This is a genomic window from Alicycliphilus denitrificans (assembly GCF_044792555.1).
GTDB lineage: Bacteria > Pseudomonadota > Gammaproteobacteria > Burkholderiales > Burkholderiaceae_C > Alicycliphilus > Alicycliphilus denitrificans_A.
Map to the genome: position 1 here is coordinate 1,123,436 of NZ_CP126238.1, position 25,913 is coordinate 1,149,348.

A 25,913-nucleotide genomic window follows, 5' to 3' on the forward strand; every position below is an offset into this window, starting at 1 on the left:
TAAAAGCGTTAACAGCTATGAAATTTATTGTGAACGGCAGGCAAACATGGCGCGTTCCGCATTGAGGGTACCCGCCACAGAGCGGCTGGTGGGCCTGCCGCCCGTGGTGGGCGCGGGCACGCGTGTGCTGGTGCTGGGCAGCTTTCCCGGCGTGGCCTCGCTCGCCGCGCGGCAGTACTACGGCCATGCGCGCAACCATTTCTGGCCCATCCTGGCCGCGCTGTGGCCGCAGCACCCGCTGCCGGGGCCGGGCGCATACGCGGCGCGCTGCGACTGGCTGCTGGCGCGCGGCCTGGGTCTGTGGGATGTGTATGCCGCCTGCGAGCGCGCGGGCAGCCTGGACAGCAGCATCCGCCACGCCCGGGTGAATGACTTTGCCGGGCTGCAGGCGCAGGCGCCGGGGCTGGCCGCCATCGCACACAATGGCGGGGAGAGCTTCCGCCATGCCGCCGCCGTGCGTGCCGACCTGGGGCTGGATGCCGGTGCGCGCATTCCATCGCTGCGCCTGCCGTCCACCAGCCCGGCCAACGCGTCGTGGAGCTTTGACAGAAAACTGCAGGCCTGGGGCCAGGCCCTGGCCGGATTTGGATTGATAACGCCTTGACTCGCAAAAAGAACCCCGCCGCCGAACTGCCCGAGGTCAGCGTCTCCGACGATGGCGAGGTGCGCCACCTGCACCTGGGCACGCCCTGGATCCAGGGCTCGATGCGCATAGCCGCGCCGTTTGACCTGGAACTTGAATATGTGCAGCGCATGATGGCCTGGCTGCTGTTCGTGCCGCCCCAGAGCGTGGCCAAGCGCCACGCCATGCAGCTGGGCCTGGGGGCTGGCGCCATCACCAAGTTCTGCCGCAAGAAGCTGCGCATGTGCTGCACCGTGGTCGAGCTGAACCCGCGCGTCGAGGCCGTCTGCCGCGCCTGGTTCAAGCTGCCGCCCGACGGCCCCATGCAGCGCGTGGTGCTGGCCGATGCGGCCCAGGAGATCCAGAAGCCGGAATGGCGCGGCATGGTGGATGCGCTGGCCGTGGACCTGTACGACCACCAGGCCGCCGCGCCCGTGCTCGACAGCGCCGAGTTCTATGCCGACTGCCGCGCCCTGCTGACCGAGGATGGCTGCCTCACCGTGAACCTGTTCGGCCGTTCATCGAGCTACGAGCGCAGCGTGGAACAGCTGGCCACGGCCTTCGGCGAGGATGCGCTGTGGGCCTTCAAGCCCACGCGCGAGGGCAATACCGTGGTGCTGGCCCAGCGCACGCCCACGCGGCCCAAACGCGCCGAGCTGCAGGCCAGGGCCGAAGCCCTGCAGGAGCGCTGGGGCCTGCCGGCCCCGAAGTGGCTGCGGGTCTTCAAGCCCGTGGCCTGATTAACACCACTTTTCCCCGTCCGGACTCCATGACCACAGCCACACGCCACGCCAGCGCCGACGCACCGGCCGACAACCAGGGCCCGCTGCAGTGGCGCCGCATCGTGGACTGGCTGCGCGCCGATGGCGTGATCAGCGCCGAGCAGGCACAGCGCACGATTGCCCGCTGCGCGCACGCCGAGAGCAGCCAGCACCCGCTGGTGCGGCTGGGCAACCTGAGCATGCTGCGCGCCAGTGACGGCAAGCCGCTGGACGTGGACCTGCTCACCGAATACCTGGCCCGGCGCTGCGGCCTGGCGTTTTTGCGCATCGACCCGCTGAAGGTGGACGTGGGCCGCGTGGCCGATGCCATGAGCGCCAGCTACGCCGAGCGCCACAAGGTGTTGCCGGTGCAGGTGAGCGGCAGCGAGCTGGTGGTGGCCACGGCCGAGCCCTTCGTCGACGACTGGGTGGCCGAGGTGGAGCGCCAGTCCCGGCGCAGCGTGCGCCGCGTGCTGGCGAATCCGCTGGACATCACGCGTTACACGGCCGAGTTCTACGCCCTGGCGAAGTCGGTGCGCGAGGCGCAAAAGAGCGGCGCCGGCGCGGGCGGCAGCAGCTTCGAGCAGCTCGTCGAGCTGGGCAAGACCAACAAGCAGCTCGACGCCAACGACCAGGGCGTGATCCGCGTGGTGGACTGGCTCTGGCAATACGCCTTCGACCAGCGCGCCAGCGACATCCACCTGGAGCCGCGGCGCGAGCAGGGCGTGATCCGTTTTCGCATCGACGGCGTGCTGCACAGCGTCTACCAGATGCCCATGGGCGTGCTCAGCGCCATGGTGGCGCGCGTCAAGCTGCTCGGACGCATGGACGTGGTGGAGAAGCGCCGCCCGCAGGACGGCCGCATCAAGACGCGCAACCCGCGCGGCGACGAGGTGGAAATGCGCCTGTCCACCCTGCCCACGGCCTTCGGCGAGAAGATGGTGATGCGCATCTTCGACCCCGACAACGCCGTCAAGGACCTGGACGCGCTGGGCTTCACGGCGCACGACGCCGAGCGCTGGGAGCAGCTCGTCAAGCGCCCGCACGGCATCATCCTGGTGACCGGCCCCACGGGTTCGGGCAAGACCACCACGCTGTATTCCACGCTCAAGCGCGTGGCCACCGAGGCGGTGAACGTGAGCACGGTGGAGGACCCGATCGAGATGATCGAGCCCAGCTTCAACCAGACCCAGGTGCAGCCGCAGCTCGATTTCACCTTTGCCGAGGGGCTGCGCGCCCTCATGCGCCAGGACCCGGACGTGATCATGGTGGGCGAGATCCGCGACCTGCAGACCGCCGACATGGCGGTGCAGGCCGCGCTCACCGGCCACCTGGTGTTCTCCACGCTGCACACGAATGACGCGCCGAGCGCCGTCACGCGCCTCATGGAGCTGGGCGTGCCGCCCTACCTCATCAACGCCACGCTGCTGGGGGTGCTGGCGCAGCGCCTGGTGCGCACGCTGTGCAAGCAGTGCCGTCAGGCCGACGAGGCGGCCAAGCCCGAGGCGCTGGCCGACATGATCCGCCCCTGGAAGCTCAATGGCGGCTACCGCGCCTACAAGCCCGTGGGCTGCGTGGACTGCCGCATGACGGGCTTTCGCGGCCGCATGGGGCTGTACGAGCTGCTCACGGTGAGCGAGGCGCTCAAGGGCCAGATCCACCAGGCGCCGTCCATAGACGCGCTGCGCCGCCAGGCGGTGCAGGACGGCATGCGCCCGCTGCGCCTGGCCGGCGCCCTGCGCGCGGCCGAGGGCCTGACCACGCTCGAAGAGGTCATTGCCGCCACCCCGCCGCTGGAGTGACGCGCCAGCCGCCATCGGCCCATGGGGCCGGGCGGGGCTATTGGGGAAAACTTGTAGCTGCCGGTAGGTGGAACCCACATCGAGACGCGGGGCACGCTACCCGACAATCGCCCGTCGCGTTCCTTTTGGGAGACATTTGTGAATATCAAGAGTCAGAAAGATTTCTTTTCCGGCCTCATGTTCCTTGCGGTGGGTGGTGGTTTCGCCTGGGGCGCTACCACCTACAGCGTGGGAACGGGCGCCCGCATGGGCCCGGGCTATTTTCCGTTGATGCTGGGCGTGCTGTTGGCCATCATCGGCGCCATCATCATGTTCAAGGCCGTCGTCGTGGAGACGGTGGACGGTGACAAGGTCGGAAAATGGGCCTGGAAGCAGATCTTCTTCATCATCGCCGCCAACCTGCTGTTCGGCGTGCTGCTGGCGGGCCTGCCCAGCCTCGGCGTGCCGGCCATGGGCCTGATCGTTGCCATCTATGGCCTGACCTTCGTGGCCAGCCTGGCGGGCCATGAGTTCCATTTCAAGGAAGTTTTCATCCTGGCTACCGTGCTGGCCGCTGGCAGCTATGTGGCTTTCGTGTGGGCGCTGAATCTGCAGTTCCCCGTCTGGCCCAGCTTCATCGTCGGTTGAATGGGAGACCTAGACCATGGAATTGCTTGAACATCTGTCGCTCGGTTTTGGTGTCGCGTTTACGTTCCAGAACCTCATTTACTGCTTCGTAGGCTGTCTATTGGGCACGCTGATCGGCGTGCTGCCCGGCGTGGGCCCCGTGGCCACCATCGCCATGCTGCTGCCCGCCACCTACGCGCTGCCGCCCGTGGCCGCACTGATCATGCTCGCCGGCATCTACTACGGCGCGCAGTACGGCGGCTCCACCACCGCCATCCTGGTGAACCTGCCGGGCGAATCGTCCTCGGTGGTCACCGTGATCGACGGCTACCAGATGGCGCGCAACGGCCGGGCAGGGCCGGCGCTGGCGGCTGCCGGCATCGGCTCGTTCTTCGCCGGTTGCGTGGGCACGCTGATCCTGGCTGCCTTTGCGCCGCCGCTGACCGAGGTGGCCTTCAAGTTCGGCCCGGCCGAATATTTCTCGCTGATGACCCTGGGCCTGATCGGCGCCGTGGTGCTGGCCTCGGGGTCGCTCCTCAAGGCCGTGGCCATGATCGTGCTGGGACTGCTGATGGGCCTGGTGGGCACGGACGTGAACTCGGGCGTGGCGCGCTACAGCTTCGATATTCCCGAACTGACCGACGGCATCAACTTCGTCGTGATCGCCATGGGCGTGTTCGGCTACGGTGAAATCATCGCCAACCTGTCCAAGTCGGACGAGGAGCGCGAGGTGTTCACGGCCAAGGTGCAGGGCCTGTTCCCCACGGCCGAGGACTTCAAGCGCATGTTTCCGGCCATGATCCGCGGCACGGCCCTGGGCTCGGCCCTGGGCATCCTGCCCGGCGGCGGCGCGCTGCTGTCGGCCTTCGCGGCCTACACCATCGAGAAGAAGACCAAGCTCAAGCCCGGCGAAGTGCCGTTCGGCAAGGGCAACATCCGCGGCGTGGCCGCGCCCGAGTCGGCCAACAACGCCGGCTCGCAGACCTCCTTCATCCCGCTGCTGACGCTGGGCATTCCGCCCAACGCCGTGATGGCGCTGATGGTGGGTGCCATGACCATCCACAACATTCAGCCCGGCCCGCAGGTGATGACCAGCAACCCCGAGCTGTTCTGGGGCCTGATTGCCTCGATGTGGATCGGCAACGCCATGCTGGTGATCCTGAACCTGCCGCTGATCGGCATGTGGATCAAGCTGCTGACGGTGCCCTACCGCTGGTTGTTCCCGTCCATCGTGCTGTTCTGCGCGATCGGCGTGTACTCCACCAACAACAACACCTTCGACGTGTGGCTGGTGGGTGCCTTCGGTTTCATCGGCTACCTGTTCTACAAGCTGGGCGTGGAGCCGGCACCGCTGCTGCTGGGCTTCATCCTGGGCCCGATGATGGAAGAAAACCTGCGCCGTGCGCTGCTGCTGTCGCGCGGCGACTGGAGCGTGTTCCTGACGCGCCCGCTCTCCGCCGGCCTGCTGGCCGCGGCAGCCCTGCTGCTGGTCATCGTGCTGCTGCCCGCGGTGAGCAAGAAGCGCGAAGAGGCTTTCGTCGAGGATTGATGCAGTCCTTCTGACGCGCCCCTGCATGCACGGCACCTTCGGGTGCCGTGCTGCGTTATGCGGGCTGCGTTGCGCAGACAATAACGGCCCATGCCCATGGATCACCTTCTTGCACAGCACCCGCAGCGCGCGCAGCTGCACAACGAAATTCATGCCCGTCCGCCCGAGGCGCTGGGCACGGCAGTGGCCATTGCGCATGTCGTGATGTGGGCCGATGCCGCGCAGCGCGAGGCCAGCCGTGCGCACCTGGCAAGCCTGCTGCGCGACCAGCACCAGGCCCTGCCGGATGCGCACAGCACGCATCTGCGCGCCAACCTGGGCGGCTTTCGCCTGCGCTGGGAGCTGCACACCGAGTTCGTCACCTGGACCTTCAGCGTGCCGCTGGCCGGTGAGGCCTGGAGCCAGGGCATGCCGGCGCCAGCCACCGCCGCCGTGCCGCGCGAGTGGCTGTCGCAGCTGCCCGGCCAATGCCTGTGCCAGCTGCAGCTGTGGGTGCTGCCCACGCGCGGGTTCGATGAGCCGCCGCAACTCTCCGAGCTGCTGCGCGAGGATTCCCTGGTGGCCTCCAGCGTGGCCCATGGCCATGGCGAGGTGTTCACCGACTTCTGCATCCATGCCGATGGCAGCTCGCGCATGCTGCTGCTGGCGGGCAGCATGGCGCCGCGGCGCCTGGGGCGGCTGGTGCAGCGGCTGCTGGAGGTCGAAACCTACCGCATGGCGGGCCTTTTGGGCCTGCCCGTGGCGCGGGAGGCGGCGGCCGTGCTCGGGCAGGCCGAGCATGAGCTGGCGGCGCTGGCCGACGCCATCCGCTCGGCCGACCGCGACATGGAGCCCGAGTTGCTCGACCGCCTGACGCGGCTGGCCGGGCAGGTGGAGAGCCAGTACGCCGCAACCCAGGCGCGCTTTTCCGCCAGCAGCGCCTACTTCGAGCTGGTGGACCGGCGCATACGCGACATTGCCGAATCGCGCCTGGGCGGCATGCAGACCATTGGCGAATTCATGGAGCGGCGCCTGAGCCCGGCGCGCAGCACCTGCGAGTGGGTGGCGCGCCGGCAAAATGCCCTGAGCCAGCGCGTCTCGCGCATCAGCAACCTGCTGCGCACGCGCGTGGAGATCGAGCAGCAGCAAAGCAGCCAGGCCTTGCTGGCCACTATGAACCAGCGTCAGGACCTGCAGCTCAAGCTGCAATCCACGGTGGAAGGGCTGTCGGTGGCGGCCATCACCTACTACATCGTCGGCCTGGTGAGCTACCTGGCCAAGGGCGCGCAGGCGCTGGGCTGGCCCTGGTCGCCCGAAAGCACGGCGGCCGTGGCCATACCGCTGGTGGCGGGCAGCGTGTGGTGGTCGCTGCGCAGTCTGCACCGGCGCATGTTCAAGCATTGACCATCAATCAAGGAGCGAAGAATGGACTTGGGGATAGCAGGCAAATGGGCCCTGGTATGCGGCGCCAGCAAGGGCCTGGGACTGGGCTGCGCCCAGGCCCTGGTACGCGAGGGCGTGAACCTGGTGATCGTTGCGCGCACGCCGGGGGCGTTGCAGGCGGCTGCTACGCAATTGATAGCTATAAGTGCTGATGCAGCAAGCGTAAGAGGCCAAAATGACTTAAAATCCAAGGTGCTCGCCGTGGCCGCCGACATCACCACGCCCGAGGGGCGTGCGGCGGCGTTTGGCGTGGCCGGCGGCCCGGGCAAGGACTTTGACATCGTCGTCACCAACGCCGGCGGCCCGCCGACCGGGGATTTCCGCGACTGGGACCGCGATGCCTGGATACGTGCCGTGGACGCCAACATGCTCGCGCCCATCGAGCTGATCCGCGCTACGGTGGACGGCATGGCCGCGCGCGGCTTTGGCCGCATCGTCAACATCACCTCCAGCGCGGTGAAGGCGCCGATTGACATCCTGGGCCTGTCCAACGGCGCACGCAGCGGCCTCACGGGCTTTGTGGCCGGGCTGGCGCGCAGCAGTATTGCCGCGCGCGGTGTGACCATCAACAACCTGCTGCCGGGCAAGTTCGACACCGACCGCCTGGCCGCCACGCTCCAGGCCGCAGCCGCCAAGACGGGCAGGAGCGAGCAGGAGGTGCGCCGCGCCCAGCAGGCCGCCATACCGGCGGGGCGCCTCGGCACGCCGCAGGAGTTCGGCGCCATCTGCGCGTTTTTGTGCAGCACACACGCGGGGTACATTACGGGCCAGAATTGGCTGGCCGATGGAGGCGCCTATCCGGGCGTTCTGTGAATGGTTCATAGCGGCGTTGCAGGGCTTGGGGAGCGACCGGTATGGGGGTATCCGTGGGACTGAGAATGCTGTGGGCGGCCGCCTTGGCCGCAGCCCTGTGTGCGGCGCCGGCGCATGCCGCAGCGCCCGAATACGCGTTCCGCGTGGTGGGCGGGCTGGCCGGGGTGAACCAATACACCCAGTGGGAAGAGCCCTTCTGGACGCGCGAGCTGCCGCGCATGAGCGGCGGGCGCTTCAAGGCCGAGATCGTGCCCTTCGACCGCGCGGGCGTGCCCGCAGAGGACATGCTGCGCCTGCTGCAGCTGGGCGTGGTGCCCTTCGGCACCGTGCTCCTGAGCAGCTTGACGGCCCAATACCCGGAGTACACCGCCCCTGATCTTGCAGGGCTCAATCCCGACATGGCCAGCGCCCGTGCCAGTGTGCAGGCGTTCCGGCCTTTTCTGGAGAAGAACCTGCGCCAGCAGCATGGCGTGCAGTTGCTCGCCCTCTATGTGTATCCGGCCCAGGTGGTGTTCTGCAAAAAAGCGCTTGCCTCGCTGGCCGACCTGGCGGGGCGGCGCGTGCGCGTGTCATCGGCGGGGCAGGCCGATTTCGTCGAAGCCCTGGGTGCCAAGCCGGTGCATACCCCGTTTGCGCAGATCGTTGCCCATGTGGAGTCGGGCAGTGTCGATTGCGCCATCACGGGCACGCTGTCGGGCAATGGCCTGGGCCTGCACCAGGTCACCAGCCATTTGCACAGCATGCCCCTCAGCTGGGGGATGGCCATGTTCGTGGCCAACCAAAGCGCCTGGGATGCCTTGCCTGCCGATCTGCGTACCCTGCTCGGCCGCGAGTTGCCCAAGCTGGAGGCGGTCATCTGGGATCAGTCCGAGAGCGACACCAGTCGGGGCATTGCCTGCAATACCGGCCAGGCCGCCTGCTCCCAAGGGCGCAAGGGCGCCATGGTGCTGGTGCCGGCGACCCCCCGGGATGAGCGGCTGAGGCAGGATATTTTTGCCGCTTCCGTACTGCCGCGCTGGCTGCAGCGCTGCGGCCAGCGCTGTGCCGAGGTCTGGGACCAGACCCTCGGGCCTGCCCGCAGGGTGAGTGCGTACTGATTGGCATCGCGGCAGTTCCATGCGCTTGAATCCGGTCCGCATCCCTTTGTTGATCTGGTTGCTGACGACGCTGTTCGTTGCGGTGCTGGCGAGCAGCGCCATGGGGCTCGTCTGGTCCATGCGCACGACGGCCGTGCGCAGTGCGGAGGGCTTGGCTGAGCACATGGTCTCGGGCGTGGAGGCGACGCTCAACCGCAACCTGCTGTCCCTTGATTTGCTGCTTTCCGGGGTGCAGAACTTATTGCAGGCGGGCGCGACCAGCGATGCGCAGGCCGATGGGCGCATGCTGACCATGATCTCGCGCGATAACCTGCTGGTGGGGCGCCTGGCCTTGCTGGATGCCAAGGGGCGGGTGCGCGCAGTCTCCGGCAATTTGGGACCCTTGCAGGACTTTTCGCTGCCCCCGTCGTTTTGGGCCGAGATGACGGCATCGAATACGCAGCGTCTGCACGTCAGCGCAATGGTGCAAAGTTTTGCCACGGCCCAGCCGGTGCTGTTTTTTGCCCGGAGCCTGAGCCTGGACGACGGGCCGCATTGGGTGGTGGCCGAAGTGCCGCTGACCAAGTTCACGCCGCTGGTGCAACGCAGTGACCCGTCAGGCTTTGAGATCCTGCTGGAGAAAACCAATGGGCAGCGCCTCTTCGCCCTGCCCGACCTGCCTGAATCGGGGGGGCTGGGCTTGCAGGGCCGCGACATCCCTTTCCCGGAGCGTGCCTGGAATGTGCCGGCGCGCATCAGCGGCGTCCCGGCGCTGGTGCTTGGGCGCTCCTTGCTGTACCCCGAGCTGCGTGTGTCGGTCAGCCTTCCCGTGGCCGTGGCCCTGGCACGCTGGAACGCGGAGCGCAATGCCGTGCTGGTGGTGGCGCTCGTGTTGTGTGCCGTGCTGCTGCTGGTGGCTGCGGTGGCCGTGAAGGTTTTCCGGAATCTGAGTGCCGCACGGCAGACCGTGGCTGCCTCCAAGGCCATGCTGGACCAGGCCCTGGAGGCCATGGAGGGCGGCTTCGTGTTGCTGGACAGGGAGAACCGATTGGTGCATTGGAATCGGCGCTATGAGGACATCTTTCCTGGGATGCGCGCGTGCCTGGCGCCGCAGGTGCCGTTTCGGGAGGTGCTGGTGCATGGCGCGGCCATCATCCTCCCGGCGGGCAGCGACGCCGAACGCCAGCAGTGGGTGGCGCAGCGCCTGAGCTGGTATGACGCTCCCACGCAAGTCCATGAGCTGGTGATGCCCGATGGGCGCCATATCCATGCGATGGCGCGCCCCACGTCCGAAGGTGGCAGGGTCATCACCTACCACGACGTGACCGATCTGCACCGCGCCAAGGAGGAGATCGAGAACCTTGCCTTCTACGATGCGCTCACCGGCCTGCCCAACCGCCGCCTGCTGCTCGAACGCCTGGGCCAGGCCATCGTGCAGGCCCAGCGCTCGGGAAGTGTCGGCGCGCTCCTGTTCCTCGACCTGGATCACTTCAAGGTCATCAACGACACCAAGGGCCATGAAATGGGCGATGAACTGCTCAAGCAAGTGGCCCAGCGCCTGCTGGCCCATGTGCGCGTGGCCGACACCGTGGCGCGCCTGGGGGGCGATGAATTCGTCGTCATGCTCAGCGACCTGCCGGCCAACTCCCAGGAGGCGGCAGCACAGGCGCAGCGCATTGCCGAAAAAGTGCTGCACAGCCTGGGAGAGCCCTTCCTGCTGGGTGACTACGCGTACCAGGGCGCTGCCAGCATCGGCGCCACGCTGTTTGGCGCCAGCGTGCAAAGCGCCACCGAGCTGCTGCGCCGCGCCGATATCGCCATGTACCAGGCCAAGGCCCAGCGTGGCAACGCCCTGTGTTTCTTCGATCCCGAGATGCAGACGGCCATCAACGAGCGCGCGCAGCTCGAAGCCGACCTGCGCCAGGCACTGCACGGCGATCAGCTGGTGCTGCATTACCAGCCGCAGTGCAGGGTGAACGGCGAGGTGGTGGGGGCCGAATGCCTGGTGCGCTGGCAGCACCCGCAGCGTGGTCTGGTGCCGCCAGGGCAGTTCATCCCGGTGGCGGAGGACAGCGAGCTCATCCTGGACATAGGCCAGTGGGTGCTGCAGACCGCATGTCGGCAGCTCGCCACATGGCAACAGCAGCCGGGCTGTGCCGGCCTGAAACTATCGGTCAACGTGAGCGCGCGCCAGTTTCGCCAGACCGGCTTCGTGCACCAGGTCGTCGAGGTGCTGCAAGCCACGGGGGCGCCGGCCCACCTGCTGACACTGGAGCTGACCGAATCCATGGTGCTCGACAACGTGCAAGACGCCATCGAAAAAATGCACCAGTTGCGCATCAAGGGCGTGCAATTTGCGCTGGATGATTTCGGCACCGGCTACTCATCGCTGGCGTACCTGACGAGCTTGCCGCTGCACATGCTCAAGATCGACCAGTCCTTCGTGCGCCACCTGGGCGAGCGGCCTGCGGACGATGCCATCGTGCAGACCATCATTGGCATGGGGCGCAACCTGAACCTGGAAATCACCGCCGAGGGCGTGGAGACCCAGGAGCAAAAAGACACGCTTGCCGGCTATGGCTGCGATCTGTACCAAGGTTACCTGCTCGGGCGGCCCGCGCCGCTCGAGCTGCTGCAGGAGCGGCTGCAGGAGCCCTTGGCCTCAGCGGCGTGAAGACACCACGATCCCACCCACGATGAGGGCAAACGCGGCGGCGTGGTACAGGTGCGGCGCCTCGCCCAGAAAGGCCGCCGACAGCACGGCCGCGAACAGCGGCGTGAGGTTGATGAAAAAGCCCCCCAGCACCGGCCCCGCGCGCTGCACGCCCACGCCCCAGAAGCGGTAGGCCAGTATGGCCGGGCCGATGGCGATGAAGGCCAGGCCCGCGGCCAGCGGCCAGCCCCAGGCGATCTGTGTGCGGCCCAGCGACCATTCCGCGCCCGCAAACGCGCCCGACCAGCCCAGACCGAAGACCATTTGCGCCATCAGGAAGGCCGCCCAGTCGCCACGCAGCCCCTGCGGCTCGCTGGTGCGCACCAGCAGCCAGCTGTACAGCGCCCAGGAGATGGTCGCCAGCACCATGTACAGGTCGCCCGGCACCAGGCGCAGCGCCAGCAGCTCGGTGAAGCTGCCGCGGCTCAAGACCAGCAGCACGCCCGCCACCGACAGCAGCGCGCCCGCCACCTGCCGGCGCGTGGCCGGCACGCCGAAGCACAGCGCGCCCACGGCCAGCATCCACACCGGCATGCCCGAACCCACCAGCGTCACGTTGAGCGGTGTGGAGGTCTGCAGCGCCAGGTACTGCAGCGCGTTGTAGCTGCCAATGCCAAACAGGCCCAGGGCCGCATAGCGGCGCCAGTGCGGCCACAGGCCGCTGGCCGGGCGCAGCACCCGCCAGGCCAGCGGCAGCAGCAGCGCAAAGGCCAGCAGCCAGCGCGTGAAGTTCAGCGTGATGGGCGGGATCAGCGTGTGCAGCGCGCGCCCCACCACGGCATTGCCGGCCCACAGGAGCGGCGCGGCGGCAAGCATGGCGATGGTGCCCGGGGAAAGTCGTTGCGTCATAGGGGCTGCGACTGTACGGCAAGAGCCGAGCCCCGCGCACGGCAAGGGGCGGCAAAACATGGCACGATCGCGCCGCACTACCTTGGAGACTTGAACCCATGACCCTCGCCGTACAAATCCGCCAGCATGGCGGCCCCGAAGAACTGCAGATCGTCGACGTGCAGGTGGGCGACCCTGGCCCGGGCCAGGTGCGCATACGCCACCACGCCGTGGGCCTGAACTTCATTGATGTCTATCACCGCACGGGCCTGTACCCCCTGAGCATGCCGGCCGGCATAGGCATGGAGGCCGCGGGCGTGATCGAGGCCGTGGGGGAGGGCGTCACGCACCTCAAGGTGGGCGACCGCGCCGCCTATGCCAGCCAGCCGCCGGGCAGCTACTGCGAGGCGCGCGTCATGCCCGCCAAGTGCATCTGCCGGCTGCCCGACGCCATCAGCTTCGAGACCGGCGCGGCCATGATGCTCAAGGGCCTGACGGCCCAGTACCTGCTGAAGAAGGCGCGTCCCGTCGAGGGGCTGGAGCCGGGCGACTTCGTGCTGTTCCATGCGGCCGCGGGCGGCGTGGGCCTGATCGCCTGCCAGTGGGCCAAGGCGCTTGGCCTGCGCCTCATCGGCACGGCGGGCTCGGATGCCAAGTGCCAGCTGGCCCTCGCCAACGGCGCGGCCCATGCCATCAACTACGCCAAGGAAGACTTCGCCGCGCGCGTGAAGGAGATCACCGGGGGCAAGGGCGTGAAGGTGGTCTACGACTCGGTGGGCAAGGACACCTGGGACAAGTCGCTCGACTGCCTGCGCCCCTTCGGCTTGATGGTCAGCTTTGGCAATGCCTCGGGCCCGGTGCCGCCGCTCGCGCCCGGCATGCTGGGCGTCAAGGGCTCGATCTATATCACGCGCCAGACCCTGTTCACGCACATCAGCACGCGCGAGGCCACGCAGGCCATGGCCGACGACCTGTTTGCCGTGGTCGAGAGCGGCCAGGTGAAGATCCACATCGCGCAGCGCTATCGGCTGGCCGACGTGCAGCAGGCGCACCGCGACCTGGAGGCGCGCAAGACCACCGGCTCCACCATCCTCACGCTGCCGTGATAGCCAGCGCCGCGCCCGCCTGGGTGGCCGCGGCACGCGCGCGTGCCCTCTGCGCCCCGGCCGCGCCGCGCATGGCGCTGCTGGTGGGGGCTGAGCGCGTGGGTTCGGTGGATGGGCGGATTTTTGATCAAATAGACCCCCAGCGCTTATTGGATAAGCGCTGTCAGCTATCAATAGTGTTGCATGAAGGTGCCCCGGCCTGGGCCCTCCCGGCCGGCGATGCCACGGCCGCGCTGAATGCGCTGGCCCTGGCGTTGCGCGAGGCCGGCCGCTGCGGCCCCTGGCGCGATGAGCAGCTGGCCGTCCGCAGTGCGGGCGGCCGGCGCCTGGCCACCGTGGAGCGCGGCGCCGTGCGCGTGCTGGGCCTGGCCACCGAGGCCGTGCACCTGGTGGGCTGCACGCGGGACGGCGCCATGTGGGTGCAGCAGCGCGCGCGCACCAAGGCCAACCATCCCGGCATGTGGGACACGCTGATGGGCGGCATGGTCTCGGCCGCCGACAGCCTGCCGCAGGCGCTGGAGCGCGAGACCTGGGAGGAGGCCGGCCTGCGCCTGGCGCAGCTCGATGCCCTGGCGCCGGGCGGCCAGGTGGACTTTGCCCTGCCCAGTGATGAGGGCGGCGGCGCCGGCTACATGGTCGAAACCATCCATTGGTACCGCGCCACGGTGCCCGATGGCGCCATGCCTGCCAACCAGGACGGCGAGGTGGAGCGCTTCGAGCGCCTGACGCATGCACAGGTGCAGGCGCGCCTGGCCGGCGGCGCCTTCACGCCCGAGGCCGCGCTGGTGCTGGCGGCGTTTTACGGCTGGTAGCTGTTTCGCCCCCGCATGGGCCACAATCCTGGCCCTGCGCATCCTGTCTCCAGCCGCTTTCCCCATGGCCCGTTCCCGACTGCTTCCCGACAACTTCACCCTGGCCCTCGTCGCCACCGTCACGCTGGCCAGCCTGCTGCCCGCCTCGGGCGGCGTGGGGGCCTTCTTCGAGAAGGCCACCGTGGCCGTGGTGGCGCTGCTGTTCTTCATGCATGGTGCCAAGCTCTCGCGCCAGGCCGTGCTTGCGGGCCTGGGCCACTGGCGCCTGCACCTCTTGGTCGTGGCCAGCACCTTCGTGCTGTTTCCGCTGCTGGGCTGGCTGCTGCGGCCGGTGCTGCAGCCCCTGGTGACGCCCGAGCTGTACCTGGGCGTGCTGTTCCTGTGCGTGCTGCCGGCCACGGTGCAGTCGGCGATCGCGTTCACGGCCGTGGCGCGCGGGAATATGGCGGCGGCCATCTGCAGCGCCTCGGCCTCCACGCTGCTCGGGATCGTGCTCACGCCGCTGCTGGTGGGCGTGGTGCTGCCCGTTGCCGCATCGACCCCGCAGGACATCCTGGGCAGCATCGGCCGCATCATGCTGCAGCTGCTGCTGCCCTTCGTCGCGGGCCATCTGCTGCGCCCCCTTGTCGGTGGCTTCATCGCGCGCCACGCGGCGGGGCTCAAGTTCGTGGACCAGGGTTCGGTGCTGCTGGTGGTCTACACGGCCTTCAGCGCCGCGGTGGTCGCCGGGCTGTGGCGCCAGCTGCCGCTGTCCGCGCTCGCCGGCCTGCTGCTGGTGTGTGCGGTGATCCTGGGCGCGGCGCTCACGGCCACCACCTGGCTGGCGCGGCGCCTGGGCTTTTCCAAGGAGGACGAGATCACCATCGTGTTCTGCGGCTCCAAGAAGAGCCTGGTGAGCGGCGTGCCCATGGCCAAGGTGCTGTTCGCCTCGCAGGCGGCCGGCGCCATCGTGCTGCCGCTGATGGTGTTCCACCAGATGCAGCTCATGGTCTGCGCGGTGCTGGCCCAGCGCTATGCGCGGCGCGGCCAATGAAGAGCATTACAGCCGCTCGTTCGGTGTGACCGGAACCTCCGCCGCCGCCGGGTGCAGGCGGGCAATGGCGGAGTTGGCCTCCAGCACCGGGTAGGCCACCGAGCACAGCAGCGAATTGATGCGCTTGAGGTCGCTGATGATGTCGATGTGCAGGGAGCTGGTCTCTATGCTCTGTATGGTGTTTTCCGCCAGCCGGTTCAGGTGGGTGGCGGCGTAGGCCAGCTCCAGCTCGCGGAAGCGGTTCTTCTCCTCCAGCAGCTTTTGCGCGTCGCGCACATTGCTGGTCAGGAACACGCTCATGGCCAGGCGCAGGTTGGCCACCAGGTGGTCGTGCATTTCGTTGATTTCCAGCAGGCCCGCCTGCGAGAACTGGCGCCCCTTCTTGATCTTTTTGTCCTCCACGTCCTGCAGCACGCGCTCCACCAGGTCGCCCACCTGCTCCATGTTGATGGTGAAGCTGATGATTTCCGTCCAGCGCCGGCCCTCGCCTTCGTCCAGCTCGGAGCGCGAGATCTTGGTCATGTAGTACTTGATGGCCGAGTACAGGCTGTCCACCTGGTCGTCCATGGCGCGCAGCTCGCCGCTCAGCTTCTGGTCATCGGTCTGCCACACGGTCTTCAGGCCATTGAGCATGGTCTCCACCAGGTCGGCCAGGTGCAGGGCCTCGCGCGCGGCGCAGGAGATGGCCAGCGAGGGCGTGGACAGGGCCGAAGCGTCCAGGTGGTGCGGGCGCGACAGCGCGGCCGACACCTCTTCCTTGGGGGTGATCTTGGCCACGGCCTTGGCGATCAGGCCCGTGAGGGGCAGGCACAGCAGCGTCACCATGGCATTGAAGGCCAGGTGGAACAGCACCACCTGGCTGACCTTGTCCGGCACCAGGGCCTGGATATGGGTGTGCCACAGGCCAATCGCCGGAATCATGACCAGCGCGCCCACCATCTTGAACAACAGGTTGCCGATCGGCACCTGGCGCGTCTGCACGCTGGCCCTGAGCGTGGTCAGCACCGCTAGCAGGCCGCTGCCCAGGTTGGCGCCCACCACCAGGCCCAGGGCCACCTCGGTGGGAATGCCGCCCGAGCCCGCCAGCGTGGCCACCAGCAGCACGGTGGCCAGGCTGGAGTAGGAGACGATGGCGAGTATGGCGCCGGTCATGATCTCCAGCGTGATGTCGCTGGTCAGCGCCATGAGCAGGGTGCGCACCACCTCGGACTGGGTCAGCACCAGCGTGGCCTCGGTGATCAGGCGCAGCGCCAGCAGCATCAACCCTAGGCCGATGAGCACGCGCCCCACGCGCCCGGCCTTGCCGTCCTGGCGCGTCACATACAGCACTACGCCGACAAAAATGCACAGCGGCGAGAGCCAGGACAGGTCCAGGGAGAACACCACTGCCATCAGCGCCGAGCCCACATCGGCCCCCAGCATCACGGTCAGCGCCGCCATGAGCGAGATCATGCCCTGGCCGACAAAGGCCGAGACGATCAGCGCCGTGGCCGTGCTGGACTGCACCACCGCCGTCACCCCCACGCCCGAGAGCACGGCCAGGAGCTGCGTGCGCACGCCGCGCGCGATCAGCTGGCGCAGGTTGGCGCCAAACACGCGCAGGATGCCCGTGCGTACCATCTGGATGCCCCACACCAGAAGGGCAATGGCGGCCAGCAGATTGAGAAGGTGCTTCATGTGGGCGGTGGGCGGCGGTGGAACGCTATCAGTCTATGAGCATGCCATTCTCGTGGAAAGGATAGGGGCCTTCAAAGATTCCCGAGGCCGCAAGGTGTGAAACCAGCCGCTGCCCGTCCCAGGCATGGACGCGCAAGGCCGGTGGCTCCAGCATCCAGGCAGAGGCGGCGTCGGGCTGCAGGTCCAGCGCCACCTGGTGTCCCGGCGCGGGGCAGGTGCTGGCGATGCTGCCGCCAAAGCGCACGTCGATGGCGCGGTGCAGGTGGCCGCAGATGATGCGCTCAATATTCGGGTGGCGCGCCACGATGGCCTCGAGCCGCTCGGCACCCTCGAGCAGGCCGATCTTGTCCATGTGTCCTATGAGCGTGCGAAACGGTGGGTGGTGCATGGCGATCACCACCGGCTCGCCCCGGCAGGCTGCCAGTTCGTGCTCCAGCCACTGCAGGCGCTTCTCGCACAGCACGCCATGGCTCTGGCCCGGCGCCACCGTGTCGAGGGCGATCAGCCGCAGCGGGCCCACCTTCACGCTGTATTGCACGAACTCGCCGCCACCCTGCAGATAGTCGTGCCGCGCAAAGCTGCGGCGCAGCTGCGCACGCTCGTCATGGTTGCCGGGCAGCAGGTACAAGGGCAGGGCGCCGAGTGGCGCCAGCAGCTCGGCCAGGTGCGCATATTCGGCCTCACGCCCGAAGTCCGACAGGTCGCCGGTGATGACGACCGCGTCCGGCTTTTGGCGCAGGGCCAGCACGCTGTCGACCGTGCGCCGCAGGTAGGGCGCGGTGTCGATGCGGCCATAGGCCAGGCGGCCGGGCTCGCGGATATGCGGGTCGGTGATCTGGACCAGGAAGGTGTAGGAGGGGGCGTTCATGGCTTGGACTCTGCGGTGCTCATCAGGTGTTGCGGATCGATGTGGATGCCGACCTCGTCGCCGCAGCGGTAGGGTGCGTCGCGAGCGACGTCGGCCAGCAGCGTGCCGGGCACGCCGGCTGCGGCGAGGCGCAGCTGCACGCGGTCGCCGAGGAAGCTGCGCTGCTCGACCCGCGCCACGCCCCAGCCGTCCTGGCGCGGACCGACCTGTATGTCTTCCGGACGCACCAGCAGGGCGGGTTGGTCGAGCGCTGGCGGGCAGGTCAGCGTCGCGCCGCCTATCGTCAGCACGCCGCGGGCCAGTGACTCGGGCGAGCGCTCGATGCGGTTCACCCGGCCGAGGAACTCGGCCACGAACGGATGGGCGGGCGCGCGGTACAGGTCTTCGCCGCGGCCGACCTGCACGATGTGCCCGGCGCGCATCACGGCCAGCCGGTCGGCAATGGCCATGGCCTCCTGCTGGTCGTGCGTGACGTGGATGGCGGTGATGTGCAGGCGCCGCAGTAGCTCGGCCAGTTCCTCGCGCAGTGATTCCTTGAGCTTGGCATCGAGGGCTGCCAGCGGTTCGTCGAGCAGCAGCACGCGCGGGCGCACGGCCACGGCGCGCGCCAGGGCCACGCGCTGGCGCTGGCCGCCCGAGAGCTCGCCCGGGCGCTTGGATTCCAGGCCATTGAGGCGCGTGAGCTCCACCAGCTCGCCCACGGCGCGCCGTTCCTCGGCGGCGCTCACGCCGCGTATGCGCAGGCCGTAGCCGATGTTGGCGGCCACGCTCATCTGCGGAAACAGCGCGTAGCTCTGGAACACCATGCCCACACCGCGCTGCTCGACCGGGCGGTGGGTGACGTCCTGGTCGCCGAACAGGATGCGACCGCCCGGGTCCAGAGTCTCCAGCCCGGCGATCAGGCGTAGTAGCGTGGTCTTGCCGCAGCCCGAGGGGCCCAGCAGCGCGAGCACCTCGCCGGGCTCGACATGCAGGCTGGTGGGCTGCAGGCCGCGTGTGCCGTCGGCATAGGTTTTGGAGCAGTGGTCGATCTCGACCGGTATGCGTTCAAGTTCCATAGCGTTTTTGCATGAGCTGGGCCAGGGCCTGCAGGGCCCAGAGCACCGGAAGAATGACGATGAAGAACACCAGCGTGTAGGCCGAGCCGACCTCTATGCGCATGGACGCATAGCTGTCGGCCAGGCCCACGGGCAGGGTGCGGGTGAGCGGCGTGTGCAGCATCCAGGTCAGGTTGAATTCGCCCACCGAGAGGGTGAACACCATCAGGCCGCCGGCCACGATGGCCGGAAACACGGCCGGCACCAGCACGCCGAGAAAGCGCTGGGGAAAGCTCGCGCCCAGCGTGCGTGCGGCCTCTTCCAGCGCGACCAGGTCGTTGCGCTGGAAGGCTGAGGCCACGGTGCGCACCATGAAGGGCAGGGTGAAGACGATATGGCCCACGAGGATGAAGGCAAAGCTCTGGCGGAAGGCGGCGATCTGGCCGTAGGCCAGAATCAGCGCCAGCGCCGTCGCCAGGCCGGGTACGGCCACGGGCAGGGTCAGCAGTTCCTCGAAGGCACGCGCGGCGCGCGAGCGGCTGCGCGCCAGCGCGTAGGCGCAGGGCACGCCAATGGTGGCCGTGACCGCCACGCTGGCCGCGGCGATGACCAGCGACCAGCCGACCGTGCCGCCATAGACCTCCCACACCTCCTGCAGCCAGCGCAGGGTGAAGCCGCTCTTGATGCCCACGCTGTAGTTGTTGACCAGACCGGCCAGCACCGACAGCAGCATGGGGGCGATCATGAACAGGCTGGTGAGCGCGGTGACCGCGAACAGGAACGGCGCGCGGTTGTGCGTTGCTTGTCGCATGCGATGAGTCCTTTTCAGTGGTTTCAGCGCAGGGCCTGGCCGCCGCCGAACTGGCGCGTCAGGAACAATGCCAGCCAGGTGACGAGCCCCAGGGCGATGGACAGCGATGCGGCGAGCGCGAAATTGGCGTAGTTGGTGAACTCGTTGTAGATGGTGATCGGCACCACCTCGAACTTGCTCGCCAGCGTGAAGGCGGTGCCGAACGCGCCCATCGACGTGGCGAACAGGATCGCGCCGCAGGCCACGGTGGTGGGCGCGAGCTCGGGCAACCACACGTCGCGCACGATGCGCAGGCGCGATGCACCGAGCGAGCGCGCCGCCTCCTCGAGCTGCAGGTCCATGGCCTCGGCCGCGGCCGCATAGGTGGCGATGGCGCGCGGCAGCGAGAAGTACAGGTAGGCCAGGAACAGGCCCAGCAAGCCGTAGGCGAAGGTGATGCGCTCGCCCACGAGCTGGTTGGACAGGTCTGCCACCAGGCCCTGGCGCCCGCCCAGCAGGATCACGAAGAAGCCGATGATCACGCCGGGAAACGACAGCGGCAGCGTCAGCAGCGCCAGCAGCAGGCGCTTGCCCAGAAAGCTGCGCCGCGCCAGGTAGATGCCCACCGTGGCGCCGATCACGAGGGTGGCCAGCGTCACGGCCACCGACAGCAGCAGCGTGTTGAGCATGCTCTCCATGTAGCGGCCATCGGTCAGCACCACGAAATAGGTGGCCCAGCCTTTCTCGGCCGGCAGCGCCAGCAGGCGCATCACCGGCAGCAGCCAGAAGGCCAGGAAGAAGGCGCCCGCCGGTGCCGCGCAGCCGGCGAGCAGCAGGCGCTGGCGCGGGCTCAACGCACTTCCTTCAGGTAGCGGGCGGAGAAGTCCCGCTGCGCGGCGGCCATGCCGGCGTAGTCCACAGTCTTGGCGCGGGCGTATTCCGCCGCCGGCAGGAATTGGGCCTGCACTTCCTTGGGCATGGCGCTGGCGCGCACCGGGCGCAGATAGGCCTTGGCCCAGATGGCCTGGCCCTCGTCGGAGAGCACGAAGTCCAGCACCTTTTTGGCCTCGGCCGGGTGCGGGGCCTTGTTCACCAGGCTCATCACGTAGGGCACGACCACCGTGCCTTCGGTGGGAATGACGAATTGCACGTTGGCGCGGTCCTTGTACTTGGCGCGGTAGGCGTTGAAATCGTAGTCCAGCAGGATGGCGATCTCGCCCGACAGCACGCGTGCGTACGAGGTCTGCTTGGGCACAATGGGCTCGTTCTTCTGTAGCGCCTTGAAGTAGTCGATGGCCGGCGCGAAGTTGGCGAGTGTGCCGCCGCGCGCCTCGTTGACCGCGACCGCGCCCACATAGCCGACGAAGGCCGAGGCCGGGTCGAGGTAGCCGACCAGGCCCTTGTAGTCGGGCTTGAGCAGGTCGGCCCAGGACTTCGGCACGGGCTTGCCCTTGAGCGCATCCACGTTGACCATGAAGCCCAGCGTGCCCGAGTGGATGCTGAACCAGTTGCCCGCCGGGTCCTTCATGCCCTCGGGAATGTCCTTCCAGTGGGCGGGCTGATAGGGTGCCACCACGCCGTCCTTTTGCGCCTGGATGGCGAAGGTCACGCCCAGGTAGGTCACATCGGCCACCGGGCTGCCTTTCTCGGCCACCAGCTGCGCCAGTGACTGGCCCGAGTTCTTGTTGTCCGCCGGCACGGTGATGCCGGTCTTGGCCTTGATGGCGCGCAGCTGCGTGCCCCAGTCGGCCCATTCGGTGGGGCAGTTGTAGCAAATGGCGGTCTGTGCCCAGGCGCCGGTGGCTGCCAGGCCGGCAGCTGCCAGCACGCCGATGCGGGCGAAGCGTTGCAGAGTTGAGGTCATGGGGGTTCTCCTTGGGGTGGGACGGGACGGATCGGATGGTGCGGCGCTCAGGCCGCAGGGCCGTTGACGGCGCCGCAGGACTCGCCGTCATGAAACTGGTAGGGCAGGCACAGGCTGTCGCCGGCGCCGGATGGGGTGCCGCGCACAATGGATTGCACGAGCAGTTCCACTGCATGGCGACCCATGTCGTGGTTGGGCTGGGCGATGGTGCTCAGGGCCGGAGTGAGGTCCTGGCCGATGGCGATACCGTCAAAGCCGATGATGGAAAGGTCCTGCGGAACTGTCAGTCCCGTCAGGTGTGCGGCACGCATGCTGCGTATCGCCAGCAGGTCGTTGGAGCAGAACAGGGCAGTGGGCCGTGCACGGGCGCGCAGGTGGCGCGACAGGGCCTCGACGGCGCTGGTGACGAAAGGCACCTCCAATACGGGCGGCGCATCCAGCCCGGCGGCGGCCATGCCGCGCAGGTAGCCGCGATAGCGCTGCTGCGCCCGGTCGGAGGCCGCCAGCGTCCCGCTGACCATGGCGATGCGCCGGTGCCCCAGGGCCACGAGCCGCGCCACGGCCTCGGCCGCCGCGGCCTCGCCATCCACCGAAACGCAGGGGTGGTCAGGATGGGCGTTGTAGGCCAGCACATAGGGCAGGCCCGTGCCGCGCAGGCGCTGCAGCGCCTGCGAATCCGAGGGGCTGGAGACGACCAGGATCATGCCGTCCACGTTGGCGGCCAGCAGCTGCGCAACGGCCTGCTGCTCCTGCGCCTCCTCGTAGCGCGTCATCACCGGCACGATGGCGTAGCCGCTTGCGGCCGCCGCCTGTGCAATGCCCTGCAGGCACTCGGCAAAGACCGGGTTCAGCAGGGTGGGCAGCACCACACCCAGCACGCGGCTGCGCTGGGTGCGCAATGTGCGGGCGCTGGCGTTGGGCTGGTAGCCGAGTTCGCGCGTCGCACGCTCCACCAGCTCGCGCGTGGCGGGTGCCACCTTGTCGGGAAAGTTGAACGCCCGGGACACGGTCGCGGCAGAAACGCCAGCGCGTGCGGCAACGTTGTGAATGTTCAGGGATTCCTTTGACATGGAGCTATGAAAACGATTTCATTGCACCACGCGAGTATGACGCCGCGATGACATGCGGATTGTTCGGGTTAACCCTGAGAATTGGAGGTCAGCGCTCGCGCCGCACGCGCAGCAGCTCGTCGAGGATCAGGCAGGCTGCGCCCACGGTGATGGCGCAGTCGGCCACGTTGAAGGCCGGGAAATGCCAGCCGCGCAGGTGAAAGTCCAGGAAGTCCACCACGTAGCCATGCTGCAGGCGGTCCACCACGTTGCCGATGGCGCCGCCCAGGATGCTCGATAGCGCGAAGCAGAACAGTCTTTGCCCCGGATGCGCGCGCAGCTGCCACAGGATGAAGATCGCCACCACCAGGGCGATGCCCGTGAACAGCCAGCGCTGCCAGCCGCCCGCATCGGCCAGGAAGGAGAAGGCCGCGCCCGTGTTGTGCGCGCGCACGACGTTGAAGAAGCTGGTCACGTAGGTCGCGTCGCCCAGCCGGTAGTAGCCCAGGATCAGCGTCTTCGTGAATTGGTCCGCGATGATCAGCAACGCGGACCAGGCGAGCCAGGGCCACAGGCTGGCGCTGCTGCCTTTCTTGGCGCCCGCCATCAGGCGTGCACCCGGTTTTCGCCGGCGCCGTGCAGGTTGCTGTCGCAGCGTCCGCACAGCGTGGGATGCTGGGGGTTGCTGCCCACGTCGGCGCGGTAGTGCCAGCAGCGCTCGCATTTTTGGTCAGAACTGGCTGCAACGCTTACCTGTAGGGCGTCACCAGCTACCAATGTGATAGTAGAGACGATGAACACGAATTTCAGATCCTCGCCCAGGCCCTGCAGCAGCGCATGGTCCTCGGGGGCCGCGGCGAGCGTCACCACGGCCTGCAGCGAGGAGCCCACCTGGCCGGCGCTGCGCAGGTTCTCGATCTCCTTGTTCACCGCGTCGCGGATGGCGCGCAGGCGCTGCCACTTGGCCAGCAGGGCCGCGTCGCCCGCGGGCAGCGTCTGGTAGGTCTCCTGGAAGATGGAGGCGCTCTGGCCAAACACCTTCCACGCCTCTTCCGCCGTGAAGGACAGGAAGGGCGCCATCCAGCGCAGCATGGCGTGGGTGATCTGATAGAGAGCCGTCTGGGCGCTGCGCCGCGCCAGGCTCTTGGGCGCAGTGGTGTACAGGCGGTCCTTGAGCACGTCCAGGTAGAAGCCGCCCAGGTCTTCCGAGCAGAACAGCTGCAGCTTGGCGACCACGGGGTGGAACTCGTAGACCTTGTAATGCGCCAGCATGTCCTGCTGGAACTCGGCCGCGCGCGCCAGCGCCCAGCGGTCGATCTCCAGCATGTCAGCGTAGGCCACGGCGTCCTGGGTGGGGTCGAAGTCGCTCACGTTGGCCAGCAGGAAGCGCAGCGTGTTGCGGATGCGGCGGTAGGCGTCGACCACGCGCGCCAGGATCTTGTCGTCGATGGCCAGGTCGCCGGAATAGTCGGTGGCCGCCACCCAAAGGCGGATGATCTCGGCCCCCAGCTTGCCGCTGGCCTCCTGCGGCGAGACGGTGTTGCCCAGCGACTTGCTCATCTTCTTGCCCTGGCCGTCCACGGTAAAGCCGTGCGTCAAGAGGCCGCGATACGGCGCGCGGCCGAAGATGGCGCTGGCCAGCAGCAGCGAGGAATGGAACCAGCCGCGGTGCTGGTCGTGGCCTTCGAGGTACAGGTCGGCCTCGGGGCCTTCGTCGTGGTGCATGCCGGCGTGGGTGCCGCGCAGCACATGCCAGAAGGTGGAGCCGGAGTCGAACCAGACCTCCAGGATGTCGGTGCTCTTGGTGTAGGCCTTGGCCTCCTCGGCGCCGAGGATTTCCTCGGCCGTGGCGCGGCTCCAGGCCTCGATGCCGCCTTTCTCAACGATGGCTGCCGCCTGGTCGATGATCTCCATGGTGCGCGGATGCAGCTCGCCCGAATCCTGGTGCAGGAAGAAGGGCAGGGGCACGCCCCAGCTGCGCTGGCGCGAGATGCACCAGTCGGGCCGGCCGGCAATCATGTCGCGCAGGCGCGCCTTGCCGTTCTCGGGGTAGAAGTGGGTGTGTTCGATGGCGTCCAGCGCGATCTGGCGCAGCGTTTTGGCAGGCTTTTGCGCCGGGTCGGTGAACACGCCCTCGCCCTCGTCCATGCGCACGAACCACTGCGCGGCGGCGCGGTAGATCACCGGGCTCTTGTGGCGCCAGCAATGTGGGTAGCTGTGGCTGATGGTCACGCTGTCGAGCAGGCGGCCCGCGACCTTGAGCGCGTCGATGATGACGGGCACTGCCTTCCAGATATGCTGGCCGCCGAACAGGCCCAGCTCCGGCGCGTAGACGCCGTTGCCCTGCACGGGATTCAGGATGTCCTCGTATTTGAGGCCATGGGCCACGCAGGAGTTGAAGTCGTCCACGCCGTAGGCCGGCGCGCTGTGCACGATGCCGGTGCCGTCTTCAGCCGTGGCGTAGTCGGCCAGGTAGACGGGCGAGATGCGGTCAAAGGCTTTCTCCACATGCGCCAGCGGATGCCTGAAGGGCATCAGGTCGAGCTTCTCGCCCAGGGCCGTGGCGATGACCTGGCCCGAGAGCTTCCAGCGCTCCAGGCATTTCTCGACCAGGGCGCTGGCGACGATGAGCAGGCCGCGTGCGGTATCGACCAGGCTGTATTCGAGCTCGGGGTTGACGTTGAGCGCCTGGTTGGCGGGGATGGTCCAGGCGGTCGTCGTCCAGATGACGATGAAGGCGTCCTTGCCGAGCCGCTCCAGGCCGAAGGCGGCGGCGAGCTTGGCCGGGTCGGCGGCAGGAAACAGCACGTCCAGCGTCTGGCTCTGCTTGTCCTGGTACTCGATCTCGAACTCGGCCAGCGACGAGGCGCAGTCAAAGCACCAGTACACGGGTTTCAGCCCGCGGTAGACAAAGCCGCGCTCCATGACCTTCTTCAAGGCGCGCAGCTGGCCGGCCTCGCTGGCGAAGTTCATGGTCTTGTAGGGGTTGTCCCATTCGCCGAGCACGCCCAGGCGCTGGAAATCCTCCATCTGCTGCGCGATCTGCTCGGCGGCAAAGGCGCGACCGCGCGCCTGCATCTCGTCGCGCGGCAGGTTGCGGCCGTGCTTCTTCTCGATGGCGTTCTCGATCGGCAGGCCGTGGCAGTCCCAGCCGGGGGTGTAGAGCGCGTCGAAGCCTTCGAGCTGGCGGCTCTTGATGATCATGTCCTTGAGGATCTTGTTCATCGCGTGGCCGATGTGGATCTGGCCGTTGGCGTAGGGCGGGCCGTCGTGCAGGATGAACTTGGGCGCGCCGCGGCGCGCATCGCGCAGCTTCTGGTAGGTGCCCTGCTCGTTCCACTCCTTCACCCAGCCCGGCTCGCGCCTGGGCAGGTCGCCGCGCATCGGGAAAGGGGTGTCGGGCATGTTCAGCGTGGCGCGGTAGCTGCTCACGGGGGCGTTCTTGGAGGTGGGTTCGGACATCGGGGGAAACCTTCAAATCAAGG

At 67.9% G+C, this 25,913-nt stretch carries 22 protein-coding genes; 12 read left to right on the forward strand and 10 right to left on the reverse strand.

Features of this window, described 5'->3' with window-relative positions:
• Positions 1–46: 46 nt before the first annotated feature.
• From P7644_RS05280 to P7644_RS05320, 9 genes are all read left to right on the forward strand, one after another.
• Positions 47–604, forward strand: a complete 558-nt coding sequence (locus P7644_RS05280) for a DNA-deoxyinosine glycosylase (protein ID WP_404302037.1) — start codon at positions 47–49, stop codon at positions 602–604.
• Complete coding sequence (locus P7644_RS05285) at positions 601–1,362, forward strand: spermidine synthase (RefSeq protein ID WP_404302038.1); 762 nt, start codon at positions 601–603, stop codon at positions 1,360–1,362. The genes P7644_RS05280 and P7644_RS05285 overlap by 4 nt, the downstream gene beginning before the upstream one ends.
• Before the next feature lie 29 nt (positions 1,363–1,391).
• The gene (locus P7644_RS05290) at positions 1,392–3,185 is read left to right on the forward strand and encodes a GspE/PulE family protein (protein WP_404302040.1); all 1,794 of its coding nucleotides are present in this window, start codon (positions 1,392–1,394) and stop codon (positions 3,183–3,185) included.
• Between the two features lie 138 nt (positions 3,186–3,323).
• Positions 3,324–3,812 carry a tripartite tricarboxylate transporter TctB family protein gene (locus P7644_RS05295; RefSeq protein ID WP_404302041.1) on the forward strand — a complete coding sequence of 163 codons (489 nt, stop codon included), beginning with the start codon at positions 3,324–3,326 and terminating at the stop codon, positions 3,810–3,812.
• Positions 3,813–3,828: 16 nt separating this feature from the next.
• On the forward strand, positions 3,829–5,340 hold the full coding sequence (locus tag P7644_RS05300; RefSeq protein ID WP_404302043.1) for a tripartite tricarboxylate transporter permease: 1,512 nt from the start codon (positions 3,829–3,831) through the stop codon (positions 5,338–5,340).
• 96 nt (positions 5,341–5,436) lie between these two features.
• Entirely contained in the window at positions 5,437–6,723 is a 1,287-nt protein-coding gene (locus tag P7644_RS05305) for a DUF3422 family protein (RefSeq protein WP_404302044.1), read from the forward strand.
• A gap of 21 nt (positions 6,724–6,744) precedes the next feature.
• A complete protein-coding gene (locus P7644_RS05310) occupies positions 6,745–7,575 on the forward strand; it encodes an SDR family oxidoreductase (RefSeq protein ID WP_404302046.1) in 831 nt (276 codons plus the stop codon).
• 65 nt (positions 7,576–7,640) lie between these two features.
• Positions 7,641–8,672, forward strand: coding sequence for a TRAP transporter substrate-binding protein (locus P7644_RS05315; RefSeq protein WP_404303130.1), 1,032 nt, complete (start codon positions 7,641–7,643; stop codon positions 8,670–8,672).
• A 46-nt stretch (positions 8,673–8,718) separates the two neighbouring features.
• Complete coding sequence (locus P7644_RS05320; protein WP_404302047.1) at positions 8,719–11,325, forward strand: EAL domain-containing protein; 2,607 nt, start codon at positions 8,719–8,721, stop codon at positions 11,323–11,325.
• Here P7644_RS05320 and P7644_RS05325 read toward each other — a convergent pair.
• Positions 11,314–12,213, reverse strand: a complete 900-nt coding sequence (locus P7644_RS05325) for a DMT family transporter (protein WP_404302048.1) — start codon at positions 12,211–12,213, stop codon at positions 11,314–11,316. The two genes, P7644_RS05320 and P7644_RS05325, sit on opposite strands and share 12 nt — an antisense overlap.
• Positions 12,214–12,311: 98 nt before the next feature.
• Here P7644_RS05325 and P7644_RS05330 point away from each other — a divergent pair, with 98 nt between their 5' ends.
• The 3 genes from P7644_RS05330 to P7644_RS05340 all read left to right on the forward strand — a co-directional run bounded on the left by P7644_RS05330 (position 12,312) and on the right by P7644_RS05340 (position 15,143).
• On the forward strand, positions 12,312–13,298 hold the full coding sequence (locus P7644_RS05330; RefSeq protein ID WP_404302049.1) for a quinone oxidoreductase family protein: 987 nt from the start codon (positions 12,312–12,314) through the stop codon (positions 13,296–13,298).
• Entirely contained in the window at positions 13,295–14,110 is an 816-nt protein-coding gene (locus P7644_RS05335) for an NUDIX domain-containing protein (protein ID WP_404302051.1), read from the forward strand. Before P7644_RS05330 ends, P7644_RS05335 begins: the two co-directional genes overlap by 4 nt.
• Before the next feature lie 64 nt (positions 14,111–14,174).
• Complete coding sequence (locus tag P7644_RS05340; RefSeq protein ID WP_404302053.1) at positions 14,175–15,143, forward strand: bile acid:sodium symporter family protein; 969 nt, start codon at positions 14,175–14,177, stop codon at positions 15,141–15,143.
• A gap of 6 nt (positions 15,144–15,149) precedes the next feature.
• Here the strand turns inward: P7644_RS05340 and P7644_RS05345 are convergent, their stop codons facing one another.
• The 9 genes from P7644_RS05345 to ileS form a co-directional block, all read right to left on the reverse strand.
• Positions 15,150–16,820, reverse strand: a complete 1,671-nt coding sequence (locus P7644_RS05345; RefSeq protein WP_404302055.1) for a Na/Pi cotransporter family protein — start codon at positions 16,818–16,820, stop codon at positions 15,150–15,152.
• 28 nt (positions 16,821–16,848) lie between these two features.
• Complete coding sequence (locus P7644_RS05350) at positions 16,849–17,688, reverse strand: phosphodiesterase (RefSeq protein ID WP_404302056.1); 840 nt, start codon at positions 17,686–17,688, stop codon at positions 16,849–16,851.
• The gene (locus P7644_RS05355; protein ID WP_404302058.1) at positions 17,685–18,746 is read right to left on the reverse strand and encodes an ABC transporter ATP-binding protein; all 1,062 of its coding nucleotides are present in this window, start codon (positions 18,744–18,746) and stop codon (positions 17,685–17,687) included. The genes P7644_RS05350 and P7644_RS05355 overlap by 4 nt, the downstream gene beginning before the upstream one ends.
• The gene (locus tag P7644_RS05360) at positions 18,736–19,536 is read right to left on the reverse strand and encodes an ABC transporter permease (RefSeq protein WP_404302060.1); all 801 of its coding nucleotides are present in this window, start codon (positions 19,534–19,536) and stop codon (positions 18,736–18,738) included. The genes P7644_RS05355 and P7644_RS05360 overlap by 11 nt, the downstream gene beginning before the upstream one ends.
• A gap of 23 nt (positions 19,537–19,559) precedes the next feature.
• Entirely contained in the window at positions 19,560–20,369 is an 810-nt protein-coding gene (locus P7644_RS05365; protein WP_404302062.1) for an ABC transporter permease, read from the reverse strand.
• Entirely contained in the window at positions 20,366–21,379 is a 1,014-nt protein-coding gene (locus tag P7644_RS05370; protein ID WP_404302064.1) for an ABC transporter substrate-binding protein, read from the reverse strand. The genes P7644_RS05365 and P7644_RS05370 overlap by 4 nt, the downstream gene beginning before the upstream one ends.
• 47 nt (positions 21,380–21,426) lie before the next feature.
• Positions 21,427–22,434 carry a LacI family DNA-binding transcriptional regulator gene (locus P7644_RS05375; protein WP_404303132.1) on the reverse strand — a complete coding sequence of 336 codons (1,008 nt, stop codon included), beginning with the start codon at positions 22,432–22,434 and terminating at the stop codon, positions 21,427–21,429.
• A 103-nt stretch (positions 22,435–22,537) separates the two neighbouring features.
• The gene (gene lspA / locus P7644_RS05380) at positions 22,538–23,035 is read right to left on the reverse strand and encodes a signal peptidase II (RefSeq protein WP_404302065.1); all 498 of its coding nucleotides are present in this window, start codon (positions 23,033–23,035) and stop codon (positions 22,538–22,540) included.
• Complete coding sequence (ileS, locus tag P7644_RS05385; RefSeq protein ID WP_404302067.1) at positions 23,035–25,890, reverse strand: isoleucine--tRNA ligase; 2,856 nt, start codon at positions 25,888–25,890, stop codon at positions 23,035–23,037. The genes lspA and ileS overlap by 1 nt, the downstream gene beginning before the upstream one ends.
• Positions 25,891–25,913: the final 23 nt, after the last annotated feature.

What these genes read in the sequence shown, in the direction of transcription:
- P7644_RS05280 (WP_404302037.1), top strand. Translation starts at nt 47, where the DNA reads ATGGCGCGTTCCGCATTGAGGGTACCCGCCACAGAGCGGCTGGTGGGC.
- P7644_RS05290 (WP_404302040.1), top strand. Translation starts at nt 1,392, where the DNA reads ATGACCACAGCCACACGCCACGCCAGCGCCGACGCACCGGCCGACAAC.
- P7644_RS05300 (WP_404302043.1), top strand. Translation starts at nt 3,829, where the DNA reads ATGGAATTGCTTGAACATCTGTCGCTCGGTTTTGGTGTCGCGTTTACG.
- P7644_RS05305 (WP_404302044.1), top strand. Translation starts at nt 5,437, where the DNA reads ATGGATCACCTTCTTGCACAGCACCCGCAGCGCGCGCAGCTGCACAAC.
- P7644_RS05310 (WP_404302046.1), top strand. Translation starts at nt 6,745, where the DNA reads ATGGACTTGGGGATAGCAGGCAAATGGGCCCTGGTATGCGGCGCCAGC.
- P7644_RS05315 (WP_404303130.1), top strand. Translation starts at nt 7,641, where the DNA reads ATGCTGTGGGCGGCCGCCTTGGCCGCAGCCCTGTGTGCGGCGCCGGCG.
- P7644_RS05325 (WP_404302048.1), bottom strand. Translation starts at nt 12,213, where the DNA reads ATGACGCAACGACTTTCCCCGGGCACCATCGCCATGCTTGCCGCCGCG.
- P7644_RS05330 (WP_404302049.1), top strand. Translation starts at nt 12,312, where the DNA reads ATGACCCTCGCCGTACAAATCCGCCAGCATGGCGGCCCCGAAGAACTG.
- P7644_RS05340 (WP_404302053.1), top strand. Translation starts at nt 14,175, where the DNA reads ATGGCCCGTTCCCGACTGCTTCCCGACAACTTCACCCTGGCCCTCGTC.
- P7644_RS05345 (WP_404302055.1), bottom strand. Translation starts at nt 16,820, where the DNA reads ATGAAGCACCTTCTCAATCTGCTGGCCGCCATTGCCCTTCTGGTGTGG.
- P7644_RS05350 (WP_404302056.1), bottom strand. Translation starts at nt 17,688, where the DNA reads ATGAACGCCCCCTCCTACACCTTCCTGGTCCAGATCACCGACCCGCAT.
- P7644_RS05355 (WP_404302058.1), bottom strand. Translation starts at nt 18,746, where the DNA reads ATGGAACTTGAACGCATACCGGTCGAGATCGACCACTGCTCCAAAACC.
- P7644_RS05360 (WP_404302060.1), bottom strand. Translation starts at nt 19,536, where the DNA reads ATGCGACAAGCAACGCACAACCGCGCGCCGTTCCTGTTCGCGGTCACC.
- P7644_RS05370 (WP_404302064.1), bottom strand. Translation starts at nt 21,379, where the DNA reads ATGACCTCAACTCTGCAACGCTTCGCCCGCATCGGCGTGCTGGCAGCT.
- lspA (WP_404302065.1), bottom strand. Translation starts at nt 23,035, where the DNA reads ATGGCGGGCGCCAAGAAAGGCAGCAGCGCCAGCCTGTGGCCCTGGCTC.
- ileS (WP_404302067.1), bottom strand. Translation starts at nt 25,890, where the DNA reads ATGTCCGAACCCACCTCCAAGAACGCCCCCGTGAGCAGCTACCGCGCC.